At 71.5% G+C, this 24,203-nt stretch carries 23 protein-coding genes and 2 pseudogenes; 12 read left to right on the forward strand and 13 right to left on the reverse strand.

The annotated features are described in order from the left end of the window. Nucleotides 1-73: 73 nt before the first annotated feature. Together AB0M56_RS43005 and AB0M56_RS43010 are read left to right on the forward strand one after the other, a co-directional pair. Nucleotides 74-772 (forward strand): response regulator transcription factor, encoded by a 699-nt coding sequence (locus AB0M56_RS43005; protein ID WP_364187179.1) that lies wholly within the window; start codon nucleotides 74-76, stop codon nucleotides 770-772. Further along, a complete protein-coding gene (locus AB0M56_RS43010; protein WP_364187182.1) occupies nucleotides 762-2,537 on the forward strand; it encodes a HAMP domain-containing sensor histidine kinase in 1,776 nt (591 codons plus the stop codon). Before AB0M56_RS43005 ends, AB0M56_RS43010 begins: the two co-directional genes overlap by 11 nt. A 250-nt stretch (nucleotides 2,538-2,787) precedes the next feature. Here AB0M56_RS43010 and bcp read toward each other — a convergent pair whose 3' ends face one another. From bcp to AB0M56_RS43025, 3 genes are all read right to left on the reverse strand, one after another. Next, nucleotides 2,788-3,264: a thioredoxin-dependent thiol peroxidase gene (gene bcp / locus AB0M56_RS43015; protein WP_364187185.1), complete on the reverse strand. Its 477-nt coding sequence runs from the start codon at nucleotides 3,262-3,264 to the stop codon at nucleotides 2,788-2,790. A gap of 220 nt (nucleotides 3,265-3,484) precedes the next feature. Then, nucleotides 3,485-4,021: a hypothetical protein gene (locus AB0M56_RS43020; RefSeq protein ID WP_364187188.1), complete on the reverse strand. Its 537-nt coding sequence runs from the start codon at nucleotides 4,019-4,021 to the stop codon at nucleotides 3,485-3,487. A gap of 179 nt (nucleotides 4,022-4,200) precedes the next feature. Continuing rightward, nucleotides 4,201-4,383 (reverse strand): hypothetical protein, encoded by a 183-nt coding sequence (locus AB0M56_RS43025; RefSeq protein ID WP_220243744.1) that lies wholly within the window; start codon nucleotides 4,381-4,383, stop codon nucleotides 4,201-4,203. Between the two features lie 212 nt (nucleotides 4,384-4,595). Between AB0M56_RS43025 and AB0M56_RS43030 the strand changes: the two are divergent. Next, nucleotides 4,596-5,785 (forward strand): annotated as a pseudogene (locus AB0M56_RS43030) (DUF3089 domain-containing protein). 170 nt (nucleotides 5,786-5,955) lie between these two features. Here the strand turns inward: AB0M56_RS43030 and AB0M56_RS43035 are convergent. The 3 genes from AB0M56_RS43035 to AB0M56_RS43045 all read right to left on the reverse strand — a co-directional run bounded on the left by AB0M56_RS43035 (nucleotide 5,956) and on the right by AB0M56_RS43045 (nucleotide 7,482). After that, nucleotides 5,956-6,330 (reverse strand): Fic family protein, encoded by a 375-nt coding sequence (locus AB0M56_RS43035; protein WP_364187190.1) that lies wholly within the window; start codon nucleotides 6,328-6,330, stop codon nucleotides 5,956-5,958. Beyond that, nucleotides 6,327-6,530 (reverse strand): hypothetical protein, encoded by a 204-nt coding sequence (locus tag AB0M56_RS43040; protein WP_364187192.1) that lies wholly within the window; start codon nucleotides 6,528-6,530, stop codon nucleotides 6,327-6,329. The genes AB0M56_RS43035 and AB0M56_RS43040 overlap by 4 nt, the downstream gene beginning before the upstream one ends. Nucleotides 6,531-6,597: 67 nt before the next feature. Next, the gene (locus AB0M56_RS43045) at nucleotides 6,598-7,482 is read right to left on the reverse strand and encodes a hypothetical protein (RefSeq protein ID WP_364187195.1); all 885 of its coding nucleotides are present in this window, start codon (nucleotides 7,480-7,482) and stop codon (nucleotides 6,598-6,600) included. 166 nt (nucleotides 7,483-7,648) lie between these two features. Between AB0M56_RS43045 and AB0M56_RS43050 the strand changes: the two genes are divergently transcribed. Beyond that, entirely contained in the window at nucleotides 7,649-8,176 is a 528-nt protein-coding gene (locus AB0M56_RS43050; RefSeq protein ID WP_364187198.1) for a hypothetical protein, read from the forward strand. A 1-nt stretch (nucleotide 8,177) separates the two neighbouring features. Here the strand turns inward: AB0M56_RS43050 and AB0M56_RS43055 are convergent, their stop codons facing one another. Continuing rightward, nucleotides 8,178-9,083 carry a LysR family transcriptional regulator gene (locus AB0M56_RS43055; RefSeq protein ID WP_364187200.1) on the reverse strand — a complete coding sequence of 302 codons (906 nt, stop codon included), beginning with the start codon at nucleotides 9,081-9,083 and terminating at the stop codon, nucleotides 8,178-8,180. A 107-nt stretch (nucleotides 9,084-9,190) separates the two neighbouring features. Between AB0M56_RS43055 and AB0M56_RS43060 the strand changes: the two genes are divergently transcribed. Together AB0M56_RS43060 and AB0M56_RS43065 are read left to right on the forward strand one after the other, a co-directional pair. Beyond that, the gene (locus AB0M56_RS43060; RefSeq protein ID WP_354872452.1) at nucleotides 9,191-9,934 is read left to right on the forward strand and encodes an SDR family oxidoreductase; all 744 of its coding nucleotides are present in this window, start codon (nucleotides 9,191-9,193) and stop codon (nucleotides 9,932-9,934) included. Between the two features lie 23 nt (nucleotides 9,935-9,957). Next, the gene (locus tag AB0M56_RS43065) at nucleotides 9,958-10,968 is read left to right on the forward strand and encodes an alcohol dehydrogenase catalytic domain-containing protein (RefSeq protein WP_364187203.1); all 1,011 of its coding nucleotides are present in this window, start codon (nucleotides 9,958-9,960) and stop codon (nucleotides 10,966-10,968) included. Nucleotides 10,969-11,032: 64 nt separating this feature from the next. Here AB0M56_RS43065 and AB0M56_RS43070 read toward each other — a convergent pair whose 3' ends face one another. Further along, nucleotides 11,033-11,938 carry a TetR/AcrR family transcriptional regulator C-terminal domain-containing protein gene (locus AB0M56_RS43070; RefSeq protein ID WP_364187205.1) on the reverse strand — a complete coding sequence of 302 codons (906 nt, stop codon included), beginning with the start codon at nucleotides 11,936-11,938 and terminating at the stop codon, nucleotides 11,033-11,035. 119 nt (nucleotides 11,939-12,057) lie between these two features. Here AB0M56_RS43070 and AB0M56_RS43075 point away from each other — a divergent pair, with 119 nt between their 5' ends. The 3 genes from AB0M56_RS43075 (at nucleotide 12,058) to AB0M56_RS43085 (ending at nucleotide 17,983) form a co-directional block, all read left to right on the forward strand. After that, nucleotides 12,058-13,161: an FAD-dependent monooxygenase gene (locus AB0M56_RS43075; protein WP_364187208.1), complete on the forward strand. Its 1,104-nt coding sequence runs from the start codon at nucleotides 12,058-12,060 to the stop codon at nucleotides 13,159-13,161. 119 nt (nucleotides 13,162-13,280) lie between these two features. Next, entirely contained in the window at nucleotides 13,281-15,464 is a 2,184-nt protein-coding gene (locus AB0M56_RS43080; RefSeq protein WP_364187211.1) for a PQQ-binding-like beta-propeller repeat protein, read from the forward strand. Nucleotides 15,465-15,523: 59 nt separating this feature from the next. After that, a complete protein-coding gene (locus AB0M56_RS43085; RefSeq protein ID WP_364187214.1) occupies nucleotides 15,524-17,983 on the forward strand; it encodes a CehA/McbA family metallohydrolase in 2,460 nt (819 codons plus the stop codon). Between the two features lie 149 nt (nucleotides 17,984-18,132). On the opposite strand, the gene AB0M56_RS43090 is transcribed toward AB0M56_RS43085, so the two are convergent. Together AB0M56_RS43090 and AB0M56_RS43095 are read right to left on the reverse strand one after the other, a co-directional pair. Beyond that, the gene (locus AB0M56_RS43090) at nucleotides 18,133-18,693 is read right to left on the reverse strand and encodes a GNAT family protein (RefSeq protein ID WP_364187272.1); all 561 of its coding nucleotides are present in this window, start codon (nucleotides 18,691-18,693) and stop codon (nucleotides 18,133-18,135) included. Nucleotides 18,694-18,764: 71 nt separating this feature from the next. Continuing rightward, a complete protein-coding gene (locus AB0M56_RS43095) occupies nucleotides 18,765-19,619 on the reverse strand; it encodes an IclR family transcriptional regulator (protein ID WP_364187217.1) in 855 nt (284 codons plus the stop codon). 104 nt (nucleotides 19,620-19,723) lie between these two features. On the opposite strand from AB0M56_RS43095, the gene AB0M56_RS43100 reads away from it, so the two are divergent. Next, a complete protein-coding gene (locus AB0M56_RS43100) occupies nucleotides 19,724-20,899 on the forward strand; it encodes an FAD-dependent monooxygenase (RefSeq protein WP_364187220.1) in 1,176 nt (391 codons plus the stop codon). A 56-nt stretch (nucleotides 20,900-20,955) separates the two neighbouring features. Here the strand turns inward: AB0M56_RS43100 and AB0M56_RS43105 are convergent, their stop codons facing one another. The 3 genes and pseudogenes from AB0M56_RS43105 to AB0M56_RS43115 form a co-directional block, all read right to left on the reverse strand. After that, nucleotides 20,956-21,300, reverse strand: a complete 345-nt coding sequence (locus tag AB0M56_RS43105) for a metalloregulator ArsR/SmtB family transcription factor (protein WP_364187275.1) — start codon at nucleotides 21,298-21,300, stop codon at nucleotides 20,956-20,958. A gap of 3 nt (nucleotides 21,301-21,303) precedes the next feature. Next, nucleotides 21,304-21,594: pseudogene (locus tag AB0M56_RS43110) on the reverse strand (DUF5937 family protein); the annotation flags it as partial. After that, a complete protein-coding gene (locus AB0M56_RS43115; protein WP_364187223.1) occupies nucleotides 21,477-22,049 on the reverse strand; it encodes a DUF5937 family protein in 573 nt (190 codons plus the stop codon). The pseudogene AB0M56_RS43110 and the gene AB0M56_RS43115, both read right to left, overlap by 118 nt. A gap of 99 nt (nucleotides 22,050-22,148) precedes the next feature. On the opposite strand from AB0M56_RS43115, the gene AB0M56_RS43120 reads away from it, so the two are divergent. Together AB0M56_RS43120 and AB0M56_RS43125 are read left to right on the forward strand one after the other, a co-directional pair. Then, nucleotides 22,149-23,390 (forward strand): MFS transporter, encoded by a 1,242-nt coding sequence (locus AB0M56_RS43120; protein WP_364187226.1) that lies wholly within the window; start codon nucleotides 22,149-22,151, stop codon nucleotides 23,388-23,390. A gap of 214 nt (nucleotides 23,391-23,604) precedes the next feature. Further along, on the forward strand, nucleotides 23,605-24,117 hold the full coding sequence (locus AB0M56_RS43125; protein ID WP_364187229.1) for a cupin domain-containing protein: 513 nt from the start codon (nucleotides 23,605-23,607) through the stop codon (nucleotides 24,115-24,117). Nucleotides 24,118-24,203: the final 86 nt, after the last annotated feature.

Genomic DNA, 24,203 nt, shown 5'->3' on the forward strand with positions numbered 1-24,203 from the left:
AGGAAGCGGTGCTGATCCGGTGTTCCCGCGGCGCTGGGTCGCCCGCGTCGGCGGAGATCCTTATGCTCGCAGCATGTGCGCAGAAATCGTGCTCGCGGAGGACGACCCGAAGCAAGCGGAGCTCGTCCGCCGCTACCTCGAGCGGGAACGCCACTCGGTGGTGGTCGTGCCCGACGGCCGCGAGACGCTCGACCTCGTCCGCCGCCGCCCGCCGGACCTGCTCGTGCTCGACGTCATGCTGCCCGGCATGGACGGGCTCGAGGTGTGCCGGATCCTGCGCGCGGAGTCCGACGTGCCCGTGCTGATGCTGACCGCACGGTCCACAGAGGACGATATGCTCCGTGGTCTGGACCTCGGAGCCGACGACTACATCACCAAACCGTACAGCCCCCGCGAACTGATGGCTCGGGTGCGGACATTGTTGCGCCGCACCAAAACTTCCGTTCCTCAGGGTGGACCGCTGCGCGTCGGCGTGCTGACCGTGGACGTCGGCCGGCACGAGGTGGCCGTGTCCGGCCGGCTGGTCGAGACCACTCCGGGCGAGTTCCGGCTGCTCGAGGTGATGGCCGCGCACCCGGACCAGGTGTTCACGCGCGGGCAGCTGCTGGAGCACCTGCACGGCTTCGACCGCTACATCACCCAGCGCGCGATCGACGTCCACGTGATGAACCTGCGCAAGAAGATCGAGGCGGCGCCGCGGAAACCCAAGCGGCTGCTGACCGTGTACGGCGTCGGCTACAAGCTCACGGCCGGGCCGCCCGATGCGGCGTAGCCTGCTGGTCCGGCTGATCGCGGTGTCGGCGCTGGTCGCGGTGTGTGCGATCGCGGCCACGGCGTGGCTCGCCGCGCGCACCACCACGGGCGCGATCCGGCAGGAGCAGGGCCAGGTCTTCGCCGATGACGGCACCATCTACCAGGGCTTGCTCCGCTACGCGGCCACGCACCCGAACTGGGACGGCGTCGGCAAGGAGGTGACCGCCTACGCCGGGAGCACCGGCCGCCGCGTGGTGCTGGCGACACCGCAGGGCAAGGTGATCGCGAGCTCCGACCCCGACCCCGGACGGTTGCCGCCGCAGCCTTCGGTGGTGGTCGACCCGTTGTCGGTCGACCCGGGGCTGGGCGTGCAGTCCACACCGGACCGGATCGACCCGGAGGCGGTGGGGCCGTACAAGCTGCCGCAGGACGAAAAGGCGACGCTGACGGCCGTCGCGCAGCGGGTGCTGCGGTGCGTGCAAGAGCGCGGGGGCGTCGGCAGCATCGAGGTGTCGCCCGGCGGGCACCCGCGAGTGGTGGCCGATGACCCGTTCGCGCTGACGCGGTGCAACGGCACGAGCCTCGAGCAGCCCACCGACACCGAACAGGCGGCGCTCGACAAGCTGCAGGACCTCGTGAACGCCTGCCTCGGCCGCAGCGCGCAGAGCGCTCCGGCGGCGCAGCTGTCGCTGTCGTGGACGTTCATCGGGCCCGAGACCGGCGCGACGGACGCCACGGACACGACGGCGCAGAGCTGCGTGACGTCCGCGCGTCATGAGCAGCTGGCGTCGTACGTCGCGCCCCCCGCGTGGCTCTACATCACGGAGAAGGGCAGCGACCAGCCGCCGAGCGGGTTCACGCTGTCGTCGGACAACCAGGTGCGCCTGGCCGAGGTGGCGGGCGCGATCCTCGTGCTCACGGTCGTGGCCACCGGGCTCGCGTCGATCCGGCTCATCCGGCCGCTGCACGCGCTCACGGGCGCCGCGCAGCGTATGGAGGCGGGCGAAGCCGGCGCGCGCGTGAAGGTTAAGGGCAAGGACGAGATCGCGCGGCTGGCGCGGGCGTTCAACGACATGTCCGAGGCGCGCGAGAAGCTGGAGACCGCGCGCAAGGCCATGGTCAGCGACATCGCACACGAGCTGCGCACGCCGCTGTCCAACATCCGCGGCTGGCTGGAGGCCACGCAGGACGGCGTGAGCCGGCTCGACGACGAGCTCGTCGCGTCGCTGCTCGAAGAAGCTCTGCACCTGCAGCACATCGTCGACGACCTGCAGGACCTCGCCCTCGCCGACGCCGGCGCGCTGCGCGTGCACCCCGAGCCCATCGACGCCAACTCCCTGCTCACCCAGCTCGCCGCGGCCCACACCGCCCGCGACGACGCGGCGGGCGTTCAGCTGGTGGTGCGGTCGATGGCCGACCCGACCGTCACGGCGGACCCCGTGCGCCTGCGGCAGGCCATCGACAACCTCGTGTCCAACGCCGTCCGCCACACCCCCCGCGGCGGCTCCGTCACGGTCAGCGCCACGCGTGTCGATTCGGACGTCGTGTTCTCCGTGGCCGACACCGGCGTCGGCATCCCCGCCGACGACCTGCCCCACGTCTTCGACCGCTTCTGGCGCGCGGACAAGGCCCGCACCCGCGGCGCGAGCGGCGGCAGCGGCCTGGGCCTCGCCATCGTCCGCAACCTGGCGGCCGCCCACGGCGGCACGGTCTCGGTGCGCAGCACGCTCGGCGAGGGCTCGACGTTCACGCTGCGCCTCCCCGCCGCCGGCCCGCCCGAGTGAACCGCTCACCCGGGCGGCGGGCTTTGCGGCTCAGGCGGGATGCCGAGGTCGCGGATGAGTTTCGCGACGTGCCCGGTCGCGCGGACGGCGGGTGTCGCTCGTGTTGTCCGCATGGTGGCCGCGATCGCGTGTGGTCGGTCCCGCCGCGTCGCGGTGGTGCGTGCTTTCGCGCGGTGCGGTTTTCGCGGTGAGCTGCCGGTCGTGGAGCTGAGTCCCGCCCCAGGGTCACGGCCGAGGCGGGCTTTGCGGCTCAGGCGGCGATGCCGAGATCGCGGATGAGCTTCGCGACGTGCCCGGTCGCGCGGACGTTGTAGAAGGCGTTCGCGATTTTGCCCTCCGGGTCGACGATGAAGGTCGAGCGGATGACGCCCTGGTAGACGCGGCCGTAGTTCTTCTTCTCGCCGAAGGCGCCCCACGCGGTGAGGACGTGCTTGTCCTCGTCGGAGAGCAGGGGGAAGGTCAGCTGCTCGTTCTCGACGAACTTCACGAGCTTCGCCGGCTTGTCCGGGGAGATGCCGAGGACCTGGTAGCCGGCGTCGTTGAGCTGGGCGAGGCTGTCGCGGAAGTCGCAGGCCTGCTTGGTGCAGCCGGGAGTGCCGGCGGCCGGGTAGAAGTACACGACGACGGCCTGGCCGCGGAAGTCGCTGAGGGAGACGCTCTTGCCCGTGCTGTCGGGCAGGGTGAAGTCGGGGGCGGCGTCGCCGGGGGAGAGTCGCTGCTCGGTCATGAACGCAGCGTACTGTGCCGAACGTTACCAATCCGACCACAGTCACGGCCGAATGGCTTCGTAGCAACGGTTGCGTGCCGCGTGGGGGTCGGCCTGCTTTTGGCCGGATTGGTAATTCAGGGCCGATCGTTACCAATCCGACCACAGTCACGGCCGAATGGCTTCGTAGCAACGGTTACGTGCCGCGGGGGGTCGGCTTGCTCTTGGCCGGATTGGTACTTCAGACGGCCCCGCAGTACGTGGCCACGGCGGGCTCGCTCGCGCTGGGTCGCAGCTGCACCGTGAGCTGCGTGGTGCGGTCGGGCACGGCGAACGCGAGTGTCAGCTGCGCGGAGCGGCCCTGCTGCAGGTCTTTGCCCGCGTCGGTGATGCCGCCGAGGCCCTGGGTGGCGTCGACGACCTGTTTGGTCGGGTGTCCGTCGATCATCGCCGCGACTGTGAAGCCGGAAAGCCGGTAGGAATCCGCGCCGTTGTTGGTGATCTCGATGCCGAACGACGCCGCGCGCGAGCTGCGCGGGTACGCCGCGGGGCTGGGCTGGAACGACTGCGGGGCGGAAACCGAGATCGTGATGCCGCTGGCGAACCGGTGTTCCGCGCCGAACTGCAGGTCACGCGACGTCTGCGCGGCCGCGGCCTTCGCGGGGCCGCCGCCACCACCGAGCGCCGCCGTCCCTTCCTGCGCGTCGACCCCGCAGGCCGCCACCGCCATCAGCAAACAGGCGGAAAGCAACAGCTTGGGGGTGCGCGCGGGCGCCATCTCGGTTACTCCAGTCGGGGCGGGGGCTCAGGCCGTTCGGCGTAGTGACCGAGGTCGACCCGCTCCACTGTCCCTGCATGTGCACGTGCGCGCGCACGAAGACGCGGACCTGGTGTACAGCCGTGGCCGATCCGTGACCGAAAGGGCACTCCGGGTGACAGTCGTCACCGATGTGCCACTTAAACGGCGAAGGCGAACAAGAGGATGAAGATCGCCACGCCGGCGCCCCACGCGACCATCAGCCACCCGAAGTCACGCACCGGGTCGACCGCGCGGCTCTCCTCGCCCGGGATGTACACACCGCGGTTTTCGAACCAGTCCGTCCACTTGCGCAGCAGGCGCAGCGGATTGCGTGACGGCACGACTCACCTCCCGGATCGGCTTCGCTCCTGCCAGCCTACGGGGGACTCGCCCACCCGGTGAAGGAGCGTCGAGCGTGCGGAAAAGCGTGATCCTGCTGGCTCTCACGACCGTGTTCGGCCTCGCGGTGGCAGTTCCGGCCGCCGCCGCGTCTGGTGCCGCCCCGCCGGGCACGGCGCCGCTCGACCACCCGGTGTGGGTGTGCCTGCCCGGCATGGCCGCGAACCCGTGCAACCAGAACCTGGCGGGTGACCCGCAGATCGCGACGCCCGGTGGGAGCTTCACCGTCGGCTACCCCGCATCGCCTGGCCGGGTGACGTTCGACACCACTCGAGTGGAGTCGGGCGCGAGTGTGGTGGAACCGTTCGAGCCGCCGGCCACCCCTCCGGTGGACTGCTTTTACGTGTACCCGACCGTCGACCTGGTCTCGAATCCGGCGCTGCAGATCGGCTCGCTGCCACCCGGCCCGGACGACGCCGCGGCCGCCGTGACCTACGCCCAGGTCGGTCCGCTGCTCAGCCACTGCCGCGTGTTCGTGCCCGCGTACCGGCAGGCGCCGCTGGCCGCGCACATCGTCGGCGTGCTCACCGGCACGGCACCCGACTACGCGCTGGGCCTCGAAGACGTCGAACAGGCGTGGGACACGTACTGGCGCGACTACAACATCGACCCGGTCACGCACCGTCGCCGCGGGGTGGTGGTGATCGGCCACTCGCAGGCGCCGCGGACGCGGCCTCCCTCTTGCGCGACCGCGTGGACGGTCATCCCGACGTGCAGCCCTCCTTGGTGAGTGCGCTGCTTCTCGGCGGCAACGTCAAGGCCCCCACCGACCGCCCGGCCGGCGGCGGCTCCGATCCGGACGCGGCTTTCCAGCACCTGCCCGTGTGCGCTCGCGCTTCGGCCGCGGCGCCCGTGCCGGTCGGCTGCGTGGCCGGTTACTCGTCGTACAAGCAACCGGCCGGAACGGTCCCACCGCCCGGCTCCGCCTTCGGCCTCTCTTCGACGCCCGGCCACCGCATCCTCTGCACCAACCCGGCCGCCCTGCTGACCGGCGCCGTCCCCGACGCGACGACCCCGCTCGACACCCGGCTCCCCACCCAGACTTTGGTACAGGGCAACGCTCTTCTCCCCGACGGCCACCTCACCGCCGTCCTTCTCGATACCTCGCTGCCGGTGTTCCCCACCGGCTTCGCCCGCTACCCCGGCGAGTTCACCGGCGCGTGCGAGTTCCGCACCGTCCCCGGCGGCACCGCGTCCTGGCTCCAGCTCTCCGGCGGCGACGCCTTGGTGGGCCCTCCGAAAAGCGGCGGCCTCGGCCTCCACGTCGACGACTTCTCGCTGACGTTGGGCGACTTGACGGCTCTGGTCGACGCCCAGTCGGCACAGTGGGGGGTCTCGCAGTGAGACTTTCGCGAACCCGCCTGGTTGCGGGGCATGGTTTCGTCCGATCGCGAGGGTTCGGTCCCGCTCAAGAGGCGGGCACGGGCTGCTTCGTGCCTGCCTCTCGGCGGCGTTCCTGCCTTCGGGCCGCTGGGCGGCGTCGGTGACTTGCCCGGCGAGACGTTGCCGGGCGGCTAGGCGAAGTCGGCCAGGCGCGCGGCGATGCGAGGCAGGTCGAGGTGGCCCTTGACGACGTCGTGGACGAAGGGCTCGGCGGCGTCCTCGTCGAGGGGTGTGCGGAGGGGTTTGTCGTTGAGGCCGAGGAAGAACCAGGTGGCGGTCCAGGCGAGGCGTTTGTTGCCGTCGATGAGGGGGTGGCCACGGCCGAGCGACTCCATGAGCGCGGCCGCCTTCTCCCACACGCCGGGGTAGGCGTCCTCCCCGAAGACCGACGTGCGCGGGCGCGCCGCGGCCGCCGCGAGAATGCCTGTGTCGCGCACCGCGAGCTCACCCCGCACCACCCGGCGCGCGACGACCATCAAGTCGTGGATCGTCAGGTACTCGGTCATCGCGCCAGCCGCTCGTTGAGGCCGGCGCTCGCTTCCAGCACGTGGTCGAGCACCGTCGCGCGCTGCTGGGCCCGCGAAGTCACGGCGGTCATCAGCGTCTCCCGCACGTACTCCTGAAGGCTCCGCCCCTCGGCGGCCGCCTGCCGCTCGATCTCCCGCACCTCGCCGTCACTGAATTCGACCGGCAGCACCTGACCCATGTCCTGAACCATAAGGCCTCACCCCGCTTGGCGAACCCCGGTTTTCCCGCCCACGACCGGACATCGCTCAGTGGGGCGCAGGGGGATACGGCGCTGCCGGCAGGTACTGCTGCTGCGGAGCCCCCGGCGCGCCGGAACCCGGCATCGGCTGTCCCGGCGGCACCGAACCCGCCCAAGGCTCTCCGGGCTGACCCTGTGCCGGGACGGCACCGGACCACGCCTGACCGGGCGCGACAGACCCCTGCGACGCCGGCCCGGACGGCGCTGCGCCGGATTGCCAAGCTTGGCCGGGTTCGCAGGCGCTCGCCCATTGCTGTCCGGGAGCCGGGCCCGGCATCGCGGCTCCGGGAATCTGTCCCGGAACCGCGCCCGGCCAGGCTTGGCCGGCCCCGCCAGCGCCCGGCCACTGCTGACCAGGAACCGGCCCGGGCACGGCCTGCCCAGGAACCCCCTGCCACTGTTGACCAGGAGCAGACCCAGGGATCCCAGCGCCCTGCCAACCGGCCGGCCCGCCGTACCCCGGCTGCCAACCCGGCCCACCGGTGAACCGCGGCATCACCTCCGGCAAAGCCACCGCCACCGCGGGCAGCCACAGCAGCACCGCGATCACAGCTGCCAAGCCGGCCGGCAGGAACACGTCCTCGAAAGCACTCGACCGCCGAATCCCCAAGATCCGCATTGACCCGGGCACCGCGAGGACCATCTGCACAACCGCACCCAGCATCAACACCCGCGCGACCCGTGGCCTTCGCGCGGCCAGCAGTGCCGCGCCGACGAGCACCCCGAGGCCGAGCAAAGCGATCACCAGGTGGAAGTACGGGCCGGGATTCAGATCGAAACGCCGGCTCAGCTCCTCGACCTCGTTCCACACCAGCAGCACCTCGCACACCCCAGCAACACCCGCGAGCACGAAAGCCAGCACGCGCCCCCGCGGCGGCGATGAATGAACCACGCCCGATCCCCCTCCGTCATCAACCGGACACGCACAGAATAAAGACCATCCCCGACAATCCAGCGCGATCACGACGCGGTCGCGGCCGGGAGAACTCTCGCCGCGGCCACGGCGGACGCCCGGAAGACGTCCCTACGCTGGGCGAGAACCGACCGGAAGGGCGCCGATGCAGATCGACCTCGCCGGCGCCTGGGCGTGGTGGGCCGACGGCGGCCCGGGTCTGCGCGAGGCGCACCTCTGGGGCCTCGCCGTGAAGTGGTGGGGGCTCCTGGGCGGTCTCGTCCTCCTGACTATCACCGTCGCCCTCATCGCCGACGTCGCGAAAATCCCCGAGAAGCACCGACGCAAAAGCCGGGCCACCAAGATCCTCCAACGGCTGACCGCGCTCGCCATCGTCGTCATGGTCGTCGTCGGCGGCGTCAACGCCGTCCGCGAAGAAGTGCGCGACACCGGTACCTCGACGGCGACGGTCCTCCTCGCCGGCGAAGACGGCATCGACTGGGCCGGCGCCCCACGCTGGTTCGTGCTCCTGTTCGCCGGCCTCGTCGTGTTGGCACTCCTGATGTGGCAAGGTCATCGCCTGAGAGGCTGGGTGGGCAACACAGTCCGAAAAGGACCGACCGCGATCGCGACAAGGCTGGCGGCCGCGATCGTCGCACTGGGGGCGCTGAGTTTCGCCGTCCTGGCCGGCTGACTCACACCGGCGTCGGGCGCGTCACCCGCTTGCTCTCCTCCAGCAGCAGATCCAGCAGCGGGTTCGAGTTCTCCCGCAGCCAGATCAACGCCAGCCCCAACGGCGTCGCGTCCTCCAACGGCCGCCACACCAGCCGCGGGTACGGGAAGTACGCGGCCGTCGACGCGGGCGCGATCCACGACCCGTGCCCGGCCGCCACGTGGTGCAGGCACTCCTCCGGCGTCCGACCCTGCGGCCCGTAGACCGCGCGGGTGCCGTCCGGCCGAGGGTCGATGAACCAGAACTTCACCACCGCCTCGGGCATCCCGTCGCGCGGCCCGACGATCGGCTCGCACGCCAGGTCGGCGACCTTCAGCGACGTCCGCGTGGCGAGGTGGTGCCCGGGCGGCAGCGCGACCCAGCGTGGCTCGTCGAGCAGCCAGTGCGTGACGAAGCGGCGGTCGTCGCCGATCGGCAGCCACAGGAACGCGGCGTCGGCGGTGCCCGCGGCGAGGGCGTCGAGCTCGTCGGGCAGGGTGTGGACCGCGAGGGCGTCGACCTCCACGTCGGGTGCGACCCGGCGCAGCGACGACTCGACGTCCGGCAGGAAGTGCGCGGTGCTCTGCGCCTTGAACGCGATCCGCAGCCGCCCGGACAGCCCCGAGCCCACGAGCCGCGCCTCCGAGACCATCGCCGAACACGCGGTGAGCAGTTCGCGCCCTTGTTTCAGGAACACCTGCCCCGCCGCGGTGAGCTCGACGCCGGAGGACCGGCGCCGGACCAGCGGGGTGCCGGCCACGCGCTCGAGCTGCCGGATCTGCCCGCTGACCGCCTGCTGGGTCATCATGAGCCGCCCGGCCGCGCGGGTCATGCTGCCCTCGTCGGCCACGGCTTCGAGGGCTTTGAGCAGGCGCAGATTCAGGTCCACCGCTCGATCCTCGCCACAACGGTTCGTTGTGGCAACCACAAGGATCCGGTGTTTCCCTTTCCCGCACCCCGGCCGGACCATAGCTGTATTGACACAGGGGAGCACCTATGAATCTCAGCGGTAAAGTGGCCCTCGTCACGGGATCGTCGAAAGGCCTGGGCAGGGCCATCGTGCTGCGGCTGGCGGAACAGGGCGCCGACGTGGTCATCAACTACTCCCGCGACGCGTCCGCCGCCGAAGAGGTGAAAAAGGCCGCCGAGGCCCACGGTGTGAAGGCACTGGTGCACGCGGCCGATGTGTCTCAGGTGGACGGTATCGTCGACCTTTACGACGCGGCCGTCGCCGAGTTCGGCAAGATCGACATCGTCGTGGCCAACGCGGGCATGGAAAAGGTCAACATCCCCGTCACGGACGTCACCGAAGAGGACTTCGACCTCCTCTTCCGGGTGAACACCAAGGGTCCGTACTTCGTGCTGCGCGAGGCTGCTCGCCGCATCGCCGACGGTGGCCGCATCATCACCATCTCGTCGAACACCACGACGGTTCCGCAGCTGGGCGTCGGCCTCTACGGCACCAGCAAGGTGGCCACCGGTTACCTCGTGAAGGTGCTCGCGATGGAGCTCGGCCCGCGCCGCGTCACCGTGAACACGGTGGTGCCCGGGCCGATCGACGGCGCCGGGATTTTCACCGACCCGGCCAACGACGAATACAAGCGCAGTTTGATCGAAATGGTCCCGATCGGGCGACTGGGCACCACGGAAGACGTCGCGGGTGTGACGGCATTTCTCGCCGGAGACGAAGCTGCGTTGATCACCGGACAGCAGCTCGTCTGCGACGGCGGAATGCACTGACCACCGAAAGGAATTGTGAGAAAATGACAGGGACAATGCGCGCGGTTCAGGTTCAGCAAGCGGGCGGCCCGTTCGTGCAGGTCGAACTGCCGATCCCCGAGCCGAAGCCCAACCAGGTGCGGGTGAAGGTGCACACGTGCGGCGTGTGCGGCGGCGAGATCATCCCCCGCATGGCCCTGTTCGGCACCAAGCTGCCGCGCGTGCCCGGGCACGAGATCGCGGGTGTCGTCGACGCGGTCGGCGACGCCGTGACCCTGTGGAAGGTCGGCGACAAGGTCGGGGTCGGCTGGTCCGGTGGCGTCGACTTCACGTGTGAGTACTGCCGCCGCGGTGACTTCGTCAACTGTGACAGCCGCACGATCACGGGCACGTCCTTCGACGGCGGTTACGCCGAGTACATGGTCGCCCCCGAGGACGCGGTCGCCCGTATCCCCGAAGGCCTGACGTTCGCCGAGGCTTCGCCGCTGATGTGTGCCGGCATCACCGCCTTCAACGCGTTGCGCCACGCCAAAGCCGGCCCCGGCGATCTCGTCGCCGTGCAGGGTGTGGGCGGCGTCGGCCACCTCGCCGTCCAGTTCGCCAACAAGATGGGCTTCCGCACCGTCGCGATCAACCGCGGCCGCACCAAGGAAGAGCTGGCCCGCAAGCTCGGCGCGGACGAGTACATCGACAGCAACGAAGGCAGTGTCGGCGAGTCCCTGAAGAAGATGGGTGGCGCGTCGGTGATCCTCGGCACCGTCGACCGCGCCGAGATGCAGTCGGAGCTGATGAACGGCATTCGCCCCAACGGTCAGGTGATCGTGCTCGAAGGCCAGAACCCGATCCAGGTCACCGGCCACACGCTGGCGGACTACCGGCTGAACCTCTCCGGCTGGTACAGCGGCGTCGCCCGCGACAGCGAGGACACGCTGAACTTCGCTGTGCTGCGCGGCATCCGGCCGGTGTACGAGGTCTTCCCGCTGGAGAAGGCCGAGGAGGCCTACCAGCACATGCCGAAGGCCAACATCCGCGTCGTGCTCAAGATCGCGGACTGACGCCTCGGCCGGAAACGCGCCCACTCTTCCCCCGGGGGTGGGCGCGTTTCCCATGCCGGCCTTCTCAGGCCAGCCGCAGTGAGACGCCGTCGAGCAGCGAGCGCAGGCCGAGCTCGAAAAGCTCGTCGAGATCCAGGTCGTAGCCGTCCTCTTCCAGCGTCGTCAGCATCCGAGTGAAGACGGGGTGGCGGCCGCCGGCCATGATCGCCGTGTGGCCCGGCGCCTGGGTGGCCAGCCACTCGTCCTCGGTCAGCCCGGACGTGCCGGCCGCGTGCCGCTCGCGTTCCAGGTGGATGGCGATGCCCTGGATGTAGCTGAAGAACAGCACGTGCAGGTCGCACAGCTGCTTCGCCGACAGGCCGAAGCCGTCGAGCGCCGAAAGCGCCTGCTCCGCGTGCGTGGCCAGGTTGGCCAGCGGCAACGGGCGCGTGATCGGCGACAGCTGCGCGAGCCACGGGTGGCGCCGGTACAGCGACCACAGTGTGCGACCGGTGAGTTCGAGCCGCGCCCGCCAGTCGCCTGAAAGGCGCGCGGGGTAACCGCGTTCGCCGAACGCCGCGTCGGCCATGAGCAGCACCAGCTCGTCGCGCCCGGCGACGTAGCGGTACGGCGCCATCGCCGCGACACCGAGCCGCGCCGCCACTCCTCGCATGGACAGCGCGGCCAGCCCCTCCTCGTCGGCGATCGTGATGGCCGTCCGCACGATCCGCTCCCGCGAGAGGCCCGGCGGCCGCGGGCGGGCCTTCGGCTCGGCCTTCCGGCCTGCGACGACGGTGCCGGACCGCGGTTCGGCTCGCACCAGCCCTTCCTGGCCGAGCGCGGCGAGCGCCTTGGCCGCGGTGGCCGTCGCGACGCCCCACTCGACGGCGATCCGGCGCGTCGACGGCACCTTCGCCCCCGGCACGAGCTCCCCGTCGGTGATCCGGCGGCGCAGGTCCGCAGCGATCTCCAGGTAGCGCTGCTCGGCCATCCCCGGCTCCGATCTGTACCAGTACAGCTGACCATCTGTACTAGGTCAATTTTGGCATGGTTGCCTGGCCGAAGCCAGTGTGTGGTCCGTAAGGGTACGACGAACACCTGGAGGAAACCATGCGCAACGTCCTCGTCTCCGGCGCCGGCATCGGTGGCCCGACGCTGGCCTACTGGCTCCACCGGGCCGGGTTCTCGGTGACCGTGGTCGAGCGCTCGCCCGGCCTGCGGGAGGGCGGGCAGGCGGTCGACGTGCGAGGGGTGGCGCTCGACGTCGTCGACCGGATGGGGCTCGGCGAGCAGGTGCGCGCGATGCGGACGCGGATGCGCGGAATGTCCGTGGTGGACGGTTCCGGCACCGAGCTGTTCCGCTCGGAGGAGCACACTTACAGCAGTGGCCGCCTGGACAGCCCCGACGTGGAGCTGGTCCGCGATGACCTGGTTTCCCTGCTGTACAAGGCAACCGAGCACGACGTCGAGTACGTCTTCGACGATTCCGTCACCGCCTTGGGCCAGGACGAGCACGGCGTGCGGGTGGAGTTCGAGCGCGGCGGCTTCCGCACGTTCGACCTCGTCGTCGGCGCCGACGGTCTGCACTCCGCCGTCCGCCGGCTGGCGTTCGGCCCGGAGGAGCGGTTCGCGCAGCACCTCGGGCAGTACCTGGCGATCTTCCCGGCGCCCAACGTCCTCGGCCTCGACAACTGGCAGGTCTGGTTCCGCGACGCGGAGACCGGCGGCGCCGTCTATCCGGTGCGAGACAACACCGAACTGCGGGTCACGCTGGGTTTTGCGTCATCGCCGCTGACGTACGACTACCGCGATGTCCTGGCGCAGAAGGAAATCGTGGCGAAGCAGCTGGCCGGCGCGGGCTGGGAGGTGCCGCGTCTGCTGTCTGAAATGGCCGGTGCGCCCCACTTCTACTTCGACGCGATGCAGCAGATCCACCTCGACTCCTGGAGCGCCGGCCGGGTGACGCTGCTCGGGGACGCGGGCTACTGCGCGTCGCCGCTCTCGGGCCAGGGCACCAGCCTCGCCCTCGTCGGCGCGTACGTGCTCGCCGACGAGCTCGCCCGCCACGACGATCACGCCGCCGCGTTCTCCGCCTATGAGACCCGGTTGCGGCCGTTCGTCGCCGCGAACCAGGCGCTGGCGACGGAGAACCCCGGCGGTCCGGCGGCCGAGGAGTCGGTGGATCGCGCGAAAAACGCGATCAGTCTCACGTAACGGCTGCGAGCCCGGCAGAGCTTGGTCCGGCGTTCAGCCTCCCCATGTCCGTGCGTCAGATCGGCGTTACCCGAACGGGTGAAGGTCTGAGGGTTCAGCTTCTCGAATGGAGGAACCCGATGGCCGACGAGCCCTGCCGCCACGACGGACTGCACCGAAGGGCGTTCTTCGGGCTCGCCGCGGGGGCGGTGGCGGCTCCGGCGCTGGCCACGCTGCTCGGCGCCGCGCCGGCGGACGCCACGCCGGGGCGGCCGGGGCGCGGCTTGAAGTTCGCCGCCATCTCGGACACCCACGTGAACACCACGAGCCTGCAGTCGACCACGTGGCTCACCCAGGTGTATGCCTCGATCGCGCGCCGCGACCCGGACCTCGTGCTGCACTGCGGCGACATCACCGACACCGGCCTGCCCGACGAGTACGAGCAGTACGGCAAGGTGCTGCCCGCCTCGCTGCGCGGGAAGATCCACTACTCGCCGGGCAACCACGAGACGCGGTGGGACCCTTCGGCCAAGGAGGAGTTCCACAGCCACTTCGGCCCGACGCCGTACTCGTTCGACGCCGGCGGTGTCCACTTCGTCGGCTTCGACCCGACGCAGGTGCTGCAGGAGCCCGGGCACTACGGGCCCGCCGGCCTCGACTGGCTCGAGCGAGACCTGCGCCGCGTGCAGCGGGGCACGCCGGTGGTGCTGTTCCAGCACTTCCCCTTCGGCAACCAGTTCTACTACGTCGACGACCAGCCGGCGGTGCTCGACGTGCTCGCCGGGCACAACCTGCGCGGGGTCATCGCCGGCCACGTGCACCGCGAGGACGTCACGCGGTTCAACGGCCTCACCCAGGTGACGCTGAACGCCGTGCTCAACGGCCCGGCCTACTACTGGGCCGAGAAAACCACCGCCGCCGACGGCACCGCGGTGCTGGACGTGCGGCGGGTCACCGTGGCCGCGGACGGGTCCGACACCGAGGCGCCGTTCGCGACCGTGCCGCTCACCGGCGAGGGGCAGGGGCGCGAACAGCGGCCGCGGTATGTCCACGCGGGCAAGGTTTCCGGTGGCTCGCTGCCGGTCGAGGTGCGGGCGTCGGGCGCGCAGCTGGTCGGCGTGCAGCCGTACCCGCAGGCCGTGTTCGGCGGCACGAGCCCGGCCGCGTGGCAGCCGCTCGTGGGTTCGGGGGACCGCTGGACCGGCAGCGTCGACGTCTCGGCACTGGCGCCGGGCCGGCAGCGGCTGCAGGTGCGCGTGAACTCGCCGGACGGCAGCTGGTGGGAGCAGGTCGTGCTGTTCACCGTGCCCGCGGTGGCCGGCGACCCCGTCGACCGGTGGCAGGAGCAGCTCTCGGGTTCGGTGCAGGGCGGCGTGACCCTCGCGGACGTGCACAGCGGACTGGTGCTCGCCGCTTCGTCGGCCGGCGAGGTGACCGCGCTGCGGCGCGGCGGCCACCGCGAGTGGCGCACGCAGCTCGGCCCGGTGTACCGGCGTCCGGCGGTGAACGGGACGCTGGCTTTCGTTCCCTCGGCCGACCACCACCTGTACGCGCTGGATGTCCGCGATGGCCGGCGGGTGTGGACGTTCGATGCCAAGGCCCCGGTCGTGAGCGCGCCGCTGGTATCCACTGTGGACGGACATCCGCAGGTGGTGTTCTCGGCGGGGCAGGCGTTGTTCGCGGTCGGCGCCGACGGCCGCCGTCGGTGGTCCGTGCCCGGCCGCGGGTTCTCGTCCGGACAGGCCGCGAGCGACGGTGAACGCGTCTACACGGCCGCCGCCGACGGTTACACCCGGGCGCACGACGCGCGCACGGGTGCGCAGGTGTGGGCCTACCAGATGGTGACCGGCGTCGAGCACCGGATCGCGCTGTACAGCGGGTGGGACACCGTGGTGGCGCTCGGCGGTGACGTGGTCATCGTCGCCACCGTGTCGAGTGCGATCGCGCTGGACCGCGCCACCGGCGCCCTGCGCTGGACCGTCGCCGGCAGCGCGATGTACGCGCCCGCCTTGATCGTGGGCTCCAGCGTGCTGCTGACCACCGAGTGGGGTGTGCTGACGCTCGTGGACCTCGCCACCGGGAAACCGTTGTGGAACACCAATCTCGCACTGCGCGTGTTCAACGCGGGGGTCGCGATCAGCGACGGCACGGCGTGGGTGCTGACCGTCGACGGCAAGGTGATCGGTGTGCGGCTCTCCGACGGCGCCCGGCTGGGCTGGCTGCAGCAGAGCCTGGTCTACACGTTCGGCCGGCCCGTGATCGACGGCCGCACGCTTGTGGTCGGCGACCAGAACGGTGTCGTCCACGGCATTTCCCTCCCCTGAGTTCCCCTGAGTTCCACCGCGCCGAGTCACCGGCGCCGGTGCCCGGAAGAAGGACAGAGATGGGCCTCACTCGCAGACAGTTCATGGCGGCCGGCGGCGCGATCGCGGCGTCCGGCCTCGTGGCCACGCCGGCCGTCGCCGCGGCCCAGGGACTCCCGCTCGGCGGGTTTCCCTTCGGCGGCAGCGGTGAACCGAAGGGCCAGTGGCTCGTCGGCGACACGCACGTGCACGACGACCACTCGGCCGACGGCAGCCTGCCACGCCAGACGTCGAAGCAGGCGCTGCCGGGCAATTTGCCCGTCGGCGACCAGATCGGCCAGGCCGAGAAGACCGGGCTGGACTTCCTGCCGCTGACCGACCACCGCACGTACGACCAGCACTGGGATCCACAGTGGACGTCGGACCGGCTGCTGCTGATCCCCGGTGAAGAGGCCAACGGCTCGCCGCACGCGATCGTGCTCGGCGCGGTGGACAACGTCGTCGACGGCGCGAACCCGCCCGGCTCGGCGGCGTTCCGGCACGTCCAGCAGTCCATTTGGGACGCTCGTTCGCAGGACGCGGTGTGGCACATCGCGCACCCCGACGACGGTGAGTACACCCGCGAGGCCGGGCCCAACGACAACGCCAGCGTGCAGGGCATCCACAACATCGAGGTGCTCAACGTCTCGACGAACCCCGACGCGCAGATGGACTTCGCCGAGACGCGCTGGAACCGCGGTTACGTCACCGGCGTCACCGCTGCGAGCGACTGCCACTTCCGTGAGCTGTGGGACATCGCGGGCCCCGGCCAGCCGGCCACGCGCGTGTTCGCCGGCGACCGCAGCGTCCGCTCGATCCTCGACGCGCTGAAGGCCGGCCGGACCACGGTGTCCTCCGGCGTGTCGGGACCGTTCGTGACGATCGAGGCCGACCTCGACGGCGACGGCCGGTTCGAGTCCATCGGCGGCGACGAGACGGTGGTCGGTTCGCGGAAACTGCCGCGGCGCGCGGCGCTGCGCGTGCGGGTCCGCCAGGGCGCCGGGACGCGCCTGCTCGTGTACGGCACGCCGGGCCGCTCGGCCAAGGCCCTGCTGGACACCACCGTGCGCGGCAACGACGACACCCGCACCCTGCCGTTGACCTTGTCCGGCGACCACGTGTGGTTCCGCGCCGAAGTGCGCTCGCCCGGCAGCGCGTCCGGCGCCGACGCCGACCCGACGCTGCCCGACCAGCTGCGCGCGGCGACGTCACCCGTGTTCGTCTCCGTCGGCCGCGTGGCCACGCCCGCGCCGGAGATCCCGTTGCCCGCCATGCAGTCCGGGCACGACAACGCGACGGCGGTGCTCGGCGGGACCGGTGAGTTCACGGGGTTCGCCGACGTCGCGGTCACCGGCAACGACGTGCACGTGGTCGCGCAGCGGCATTCCGACGGCCGCAGCAGGGTCGTTTACAAGCGCGTGGACCGGCGCGGCTTCGGTCTCTTCGAGGTCGAGCTCTCCAGCGGTTCGGGCACGGCCACGGCGCCGCGGGTCGCCGCTTCCGGGCGCGACGTGTGGGTGGTCTGGCAGGACGAGCGCGGCCACGAGCAGCCCCACCGTCCCGCGATCTACCTGCGCCACAGCAGCACCGGCGGCCTGCTCTTCGGCCCTGCCGTGCGGCTCGACGCCGGCACTGGCCGCGCCGTGCACCCGGCGATCGCGCTGCTGTCCGGCGGACAGCCCGTCGTCACCTGGGCCGACAACACCGCCGGCGCGTTCGACGTATTCGCCCAGGTGGTCGGCGTCGACCGCAAGCCGGTCAACCTCTCGGCCGCCGGCAAGACGGTCAGCGCCGGCAACCGCGCCGTCGACGCCCGCTCGCCGCGCTACCCGGCCTCGGTGTTCCCGACCGTCGCGGTGGGCCACGGCGACCGCATTCTCGTTGCGTGGCAGGACGACCGCTTCGACCCGGATCCACTGTGGACGGGCCACACCCCGCCCGCCGGCCAATCCGCGTCCGGCGGCACGGACCCGGACAACTGGCAGATCCTCGCCACCACCCGCGCGGGCACCCGCGGCGGCTGGGGCACTTCGGCCCAGGTCAGCGCCGCCACCGACCGAGCCGACCGCCACCCGAGCGCGGCCGTCGACCACTCGGGCGCCTTCGTCGTCGCCTGGGACAGCGGCGCCCTCCAGAGCTCGGGCGCGAACCTGTCCCTGCGCTCGGCCCGCTCCGCCGACGGCCGCACCTGGTCGGCCGGCACGCCGTTCGCTCTCGAGCCGGCGGCGATGAGCCAGCGCCCCCGTCTGAGCCACGACCCGGACGGCACCGTCCGCGCCGTCTGGTACGACTCGCGCGCCACGGACTGGCGCTGGAAGGTCTTCACGGCGCGTCTCACGCCCGCCGGCTGGTCGGCTCCGGTGCAGCTCACGAAAACGGGCAACGCGACCTACCCCGCGGTGTCCGCCGGCCTCGTGGCATTTGTCACGGACCGTAACGCTGTTCGAGGCCAACGCGACACCACGCAGCAGATTTACCTCGCGGACACGGGCGGCCGCTGACGTGATTGCCGGCCTGGCCGCCGTCCGACGGCGGCCGAGCCTGCCACGTCGTCCTCGCCGAGCGAGGAGAGGGGTTCACTTGTGGTTCTGATGAGACGCGATTACTCGGCGTGAGTCGAGTTTCCCGGCGGCCCGGTCTGCGGCCGGGATCAGTGCCGGACGCGAGTACGCCAGTGCCGCCCGCGTCGCCGCGGTCGCGAGTGTCGCCCGGTCCACGGGCTGTCTGCGACGTCCAGGCGCCGGGCGGCGAACGTGTCCGCGCCGAGACCCATCAGCACCGGGTACGTGATCTGTCCGTGAAGCGCCTCGGTGTCGCGCACCCGGCCTTCTTCGCGGAACCCGAGCCTGGCGTGCAACGCGAGCGAGGCGAAGTTGCGGCCGTGCACACTGACCTCGCACTTGCGGTAGCCGGCCGGCCCGAACATCGCGGCGAGCAGCGTCGTGACGGCGTCTTCGGCGTACCCGCACCGCCGGTGCTGCGCGCCGATCCCGACGCCGTAGCTGAACCGGCTCGCCGCGGGATCCGTCCGGACCCAGATCGACCCGACGAGCGTCCGGCCGTGCAGCGTCTCGATCGCCAGGTGGCGATCCCCGCCGGACCCGGCCACCTCCGCCCGGTGCGTCGCCCAGTGCCGGTAACCACCGCCACCGTCGCGATCGAAGCCGACCAGGGCTCGCCGGTCGTCGGGGCGGATCTCGCGCAACCGCACCTGCCGGCCGGTCCAGTTCTCACGCACAGCGGCACGGCTGCCGGACAGCACCGGACGGGCGAGGTTGGCGGTCATCGGTACGGCACGGTACCGGGTTGCTGATCGGCGTCTCGAAGGGCCGGCTGCCCGGCGCCCGGCAGGGGTAGGTCGGCGTCGCGCAGGCCGATCCCGGGCCGCCAGCCCAGGCGGCGCGAGATGCTGAACGCGCTGGAGAGCACCGGTGCGACGACCGTGGCCAGGTCGAGCGAGCCCGTGCGCACGACGACCGAAAGCGCCGCGACGACCCGGCCGTGGCCATCGGTGATGCGGGCGCCCACCGAGTCCGCGCCCTCGGTCATCTCGCCGCGCACCGTGGCGGTGCCGGACCGCCGGCACGCCGTCAGCTCGGCCCGCAGGTCCGCCGGGTCGGTCACGGTCCGTGCGGTGAACCGCGCCGGCCCGGCCGCGAGGTAGGCCTCGATCAGCGTCCGGCCGGCGTGCGCGAGCAATACCTTGCCGACGGCCGAGCTGTGCAGCGGCAGCCGCCCGCCGACGTGGGAGGCCAGGTCGACGGCGTCGCGCGCGGAGAAGCGCTCGATCACCACGGCCTCGTGCCCTTCGAGGACGGCGAGCTGCACGTGCTGGTGGAGCGCGGCGTGCAGGTCCTCCAGGAACGGCAGCGCGACCGTGCGCCGCGGAACCGACAGCGGCGCGAGCGTGCCCAGCTGCCACAGGCGCAGGCCGACGGTGAACCGGCCGTCCGGAGTGCGGTCGAGCGCGCCCGCGGCGAGGAGCTCGTGGACGAGCCGCCGGACCGTCGCGTGCGGGAGCCCGGTGCGGCGGGTCAGGTCGGCGAGGGTCAGGGCGCTGTCCTCGGGCGTGAACGTGAACAGCACCCGCAACAGCCGCGAGCTGACGCTGCGGCCGGGTTCGTTCGTGCGGGGCATGGTGCGCGCAGCCTACGTCGGTGTCCATTGGATGAACATCGATGTTCCTGACCGGCCGCGCGGGCGGCCATGCTCCCGGCACCCGAAACGAAGGGGGAACGCCGATGTCCGAACTGCGGATCGCCATCGTCGGCGGAGGAATCGGGGGACTGGCCGCCGCCGCGTTCCTCGGCCGGGCGGGGCTCGCGTGCACGGTCTACGAGCAGGCCGCCGAGCTCGGCGAGGTCGGGGCGGGGCTCGTCGCCGGCCCGAACCTCGTGCGCCTGCTGCGCCGCCTCGGTGTCCTGGACGAACTGCTCGCGCGAGCCGTGGCGATCGACGTCGGGTGGGAGTTCCGCCGCTGGGCGGACGGGACCGTACTGTCGGCGGAGAACCTCGCCGAGTCGTGCGAACGGCTCTACGGCGAGCGCACATACACCGTGCACCGTGCCGACTTGGTGAGCGTCGTCCAGGCCGCGGTGCCGACGGACGCGCTGCGGCTCGGCGCGAAGTGCGCGGGCGTCGAGATCACCGACGACGGCGCGGTCCTGTCCTTCGCCGACGGCACCACCACGACCGCCGACGTCGTGATCGGTGCCGACGGCGTGCACTCGACCATCCGCAACGCCCTGCTCGGGCCGTCACCCGCGACGTTCTCGGGCCTGTGCGCCTTCCGTGCCCTCGTGCCGGCCGCCGACGCGCCCGCGTTCGCGCTGCGCAACGCCCACACGCTCTGGCTCGGCCCCGACCACCACCTCGTCCACTACCCGATCTCGGCGGGCGGGCTGATCAACATCGTCGCGTTCGCCCCGGCCGGCGAGGACGTCGTCGAATCCTGGAGTGCCACCGCGACCCACGCGGAGTTCGCCGCCGAGTTCGAGGGCTGGGACCCGCGGCTGCGAGAGCTGATCGACGCGGCCGGCGCCCCGGGCCGCTGGGCACTGCTGGACCGCGCCCCGCTCGCGCAGTGGAGCCACGGCTCCGTGACCCTGCTCGGCGACGCCGCGCACCCGATGTTCCCGTTCTTCGCCCAGGGCGCCGCGCAGGCGGTCGAAGACGCGGCCGCTCTCGCGCTCTACCTGGCTGCCGACGCCACCGCGCCGGCCCGCGCGCTGCGCCGCTACGAGTCCGCCCGCCGTACCCGCACCGCCCGGCTCCAGACGGTGTCGCACGAGCGCGCGCACCTCAACCACCTGCCCGACGGGCCGGACCAGCAAGCCCGCGACGCGTCGCTGTCCGGTCAGGATCCGCTGGCCGCCAACGCTTGGATCTACGGCCATGACGCGGAACTCGTGCCCTGACCCTCCTTTGTGGAGGCTTCCGGCTCCTCGACTTCGAGCTCCCGCACCTCGGTTGCTCAGCGCAGCACGGCCGCCAGCAGGTCGGCCCCCAGCGCCGTCAGGTCGTGCAGGTTGAGGGTGTAGCGGACGTAACGACCGTGCCGGCGGGTCGTGAGCAGGCCCGCGCGGCGCAGGACAGCGAGGTGGCGGGAGACCTCCGGGGGTGACAGTTCCCAGGCGTGGGCCAGCTCGCCGGTGGTGTGCGGGCCGCGGGCCAGGGTGCGCAGCAGCCGTAGCCGTACCGGATGCGCGAGTGCCTCCAGCCGTAGCGTGACCGTTTCCAGCGACACCGGCTCCGATGGGCTCGCCTCGGCCACGGGGTACTGCACCACCGGCTGCCACCCGGGCGCGTGGATCGCCACCAGGTGCGGGCGGCCGAAGACGCTGGGGAGGAAGGTGACCCCGGTGCCGTGGGCGGTGGTCGTCTTGTCCTGCAGTTTGTCCACGATGATGCAGGTGCCGTCCGGGGCCAAGGTCACGGCGCCGGAGACCGCCGCGAGTGCCGCCCCGATGCCCTGGCGCTTCAGCAGGTCGTTCTTCAGGCGCAGGTCGGTGGCGAGCCGCGCGGTGATGCCCGCCCAGGCGGCGTCGAAGAAGGCCTCGCCGCACTGTTCGAGGGTGTGACGCACCCGCGCCCGAACGGCTGCGGGGTCCGCGAGAAGCCGTTCCGCGAAGGCTTCTTGGAGCGCGCCGCGGGCCTTGGCGCGGTCCAGGGCTTGCCGTCGCGCCGTCGCGCCGTCGCGTCGGCAAGCGGTGACGGCGCGGCAAAGTGGACCCGGTTGCTGCCGCACGTGGTGATGAGCGCGGCGGTCACATAGGTTTCGTCGTCGATCCGGTCCACCTCGTCCAACTCCTCGGCGAGGGTCGGCCGGGGGCGGGCGGGGACCAGGAAGTCGGCTCGTGAGGAACGCCAGAGGAATTCCGCCTCCCTGAGCCGCTCGGCCAGCTCCGGCCGCAGCCCGGCCCAGACGTCCCCGGCCCAGCCGGCGAGCCGCGGGTGATGCCCGGGTTCGCCCAGCACGTGCAGCATCGCGGTCAGCTCGGCCAGCGGGGAGGCAGCGAACCGCAGTCGCCCGGATGGCAGACCACCGATGTCGATCCGCAACGTCATCCCCCCATCATCGCTGGTCGGATGGCCGACGACTGCGTCGATTGACGGTGTCCGTCAACCGACGTGGCGAGCTGGGAGACGCGACGCACCGTTGACGCCATGGGAACCACCACCAAGATCCAGCCGCGCGCCCTCGTCCGGGCTTCCGGAGGGCCGCGCTATGCCGTTGCCCTGGCCGTGGACGCGCTCGGCACCGGCTTGCTGCGGCCCTTTCTCCTTCTCTACGGGGTGACGGTGCTCAGGCTTTCCCCGCCGGTCACCGGGATCGCCATGACGGTCGGCGCCGTCGCGGGTCTGGTGTGCATGCCCGCTGTCGGCCGTTGGCTGGACCGGGGCGCACGCAGCACGGTCGTGGCAGCGTCGATGCTGGTGCGGGTGCTGGGCGTGGCGCTGCTGCCGGCCGCCCCGGCAGGGCACGTCGGGCTGTTCGCGACGGCGGCGCTCTTCCTCGGCATCGGCAACCAGGCGTGGCCGGCCGCCCATGCGGCCCTGGTGGCCACGGTCGCCCACGGCCGGGAACGGGACGCGGCGCTCGCGGGAGGCCGCGCTCTGCGCAACGCCGGCCTGGGCGTGGGTGGCCTCCTCGCCACCGCATGCCTGACGGGCGGTACCACCGCACTGCAGGCGCTGGCAGCCGCCACCGGGCTCGCCTATCTCGCCGCGGCGGCCTTGGCGTGGTCGGTCCACCTTCGTACGCATCCGGCCGCTGTTCCGGCCGAGGACAGAGCCGACGAGCCCGCACCTCGGATGCGCGCGTTGCTGGCCGCCAACGTGGTCTACGTCTTCTGTCTCAACGTCCCCGAAATCGCGCTGCCGCTGGTTCTGGTGACCCAGCTGCACGCATCCCCGGTGTGGTCGGCAGCCATCTTCGTGGCCAACACGGTGCTGGTGGTCGCCCTGCAGGTTCCGGTCACCGTCCTGCTGTCCCGCTTTCCCCGGCGGACCGTGCTGGCTCTCGCCGGCGCGGTACTCACCGCGTCCTACCTCGGCTTCCTCGCCGCCACCTCACTGGGACACGGCTGGGGTGCCCCTGCCATCGCCGCGGTGTCCGTGGTCTACACCATCGGCGAGATCAGCTATGCCGGCAGCGCCACCGCGCTGGTCACCGCCCTCACCCCGGCCCCTGTCCTGGGACGCGCCCTCGCCCGCTTCCAGCTCTCCACGGGCTTCGGCCTCGCCGTCTCCCCTGCGGCGATCACCGCGCTGGCCTCCCACGGCTCGGCCGCCCTCTGGGGCAGCCTCGCCGCCGCGACGCTCATTTCCGCTTCCGCCGTTGCCACGGAGAAGGATCAAGGAACCCGGCCCAGCGATCGCGGCCGCCGGGCGCGGGCAGGCTCGTGAATTCGACTGGCTGGTGGGCTGTCATGCGTCGTGCATGACCCCGGCTTTGGAGATTTTGCTGGTCACCGGGAGGTTGGTGCCGAGGGCACAGCGCAGGAGTGCGTTGTAAGTGGTGGCGTAACGACGGCGCTGTCTTTGCCGACTCCGTACGGTCGGGCGGCTAGCGCGAAGCAGGCGTGCGACCTCGACGTTTCCAGGGGTGGGGGGAGACGAGATGACGGATGGACTGGTACTGCTACCCGGATCCGGGCAGTCGATCACTTCCGCTGGGATGACACTCAAAGTCGGTGCCGACCGGTCGGCCCGGTGGTCGGTGTTCGAAGCGGACGTTGGGCCGGGGTTCGACGTGGGCGCACACCGGCACGGTGAGGCTGAAGAGCTGTTCTACATCATCGAGGGCGAACTCGACCTGCTCGCATTCGAGCCGCGAATGCGCACCGCCGGCGATTGGCAACGCTGGGAGTCCGCCGGCGGTCAACGGGTCGTTCGGGGCGGTCCGGGCAGCCTGATGTACGTGCCCGCCGGCTGTCCGCACGCCTTCGCCAACCCCTGCGCGGCACCAGCCAGGATGCTCTTCCTCGTTACGCCGGCCGGCCACGAGCGGTACCTGCGCGAACTCGCCGAGCTGCTCACCGCCGACGGGCCTCCCGATCAGCCCGCCATCGCAGCGCTGCGGATCCGCCACGACATCGAGCAGCTCACCCCACTCAAACCAGGCCGAGCGTAAGCAGAAAACCGCCCGACCGATTCCGGCGCGGGCGGCCTTGGCCCGTTGCAGCCGCTCGACCGACCCCGCAGTACTCGCCAGGCCCG

Source organism: Amycolatopsis sp. NPDC051372, from assembly GCF_040682095.1.
In the GTDB taxonomy this organism is placed as follows: Bacteria; Actinomycetota; Actinomycetes; order Mycobacteriales; family Pseudonocardiaceae; genus Amycolatopsis.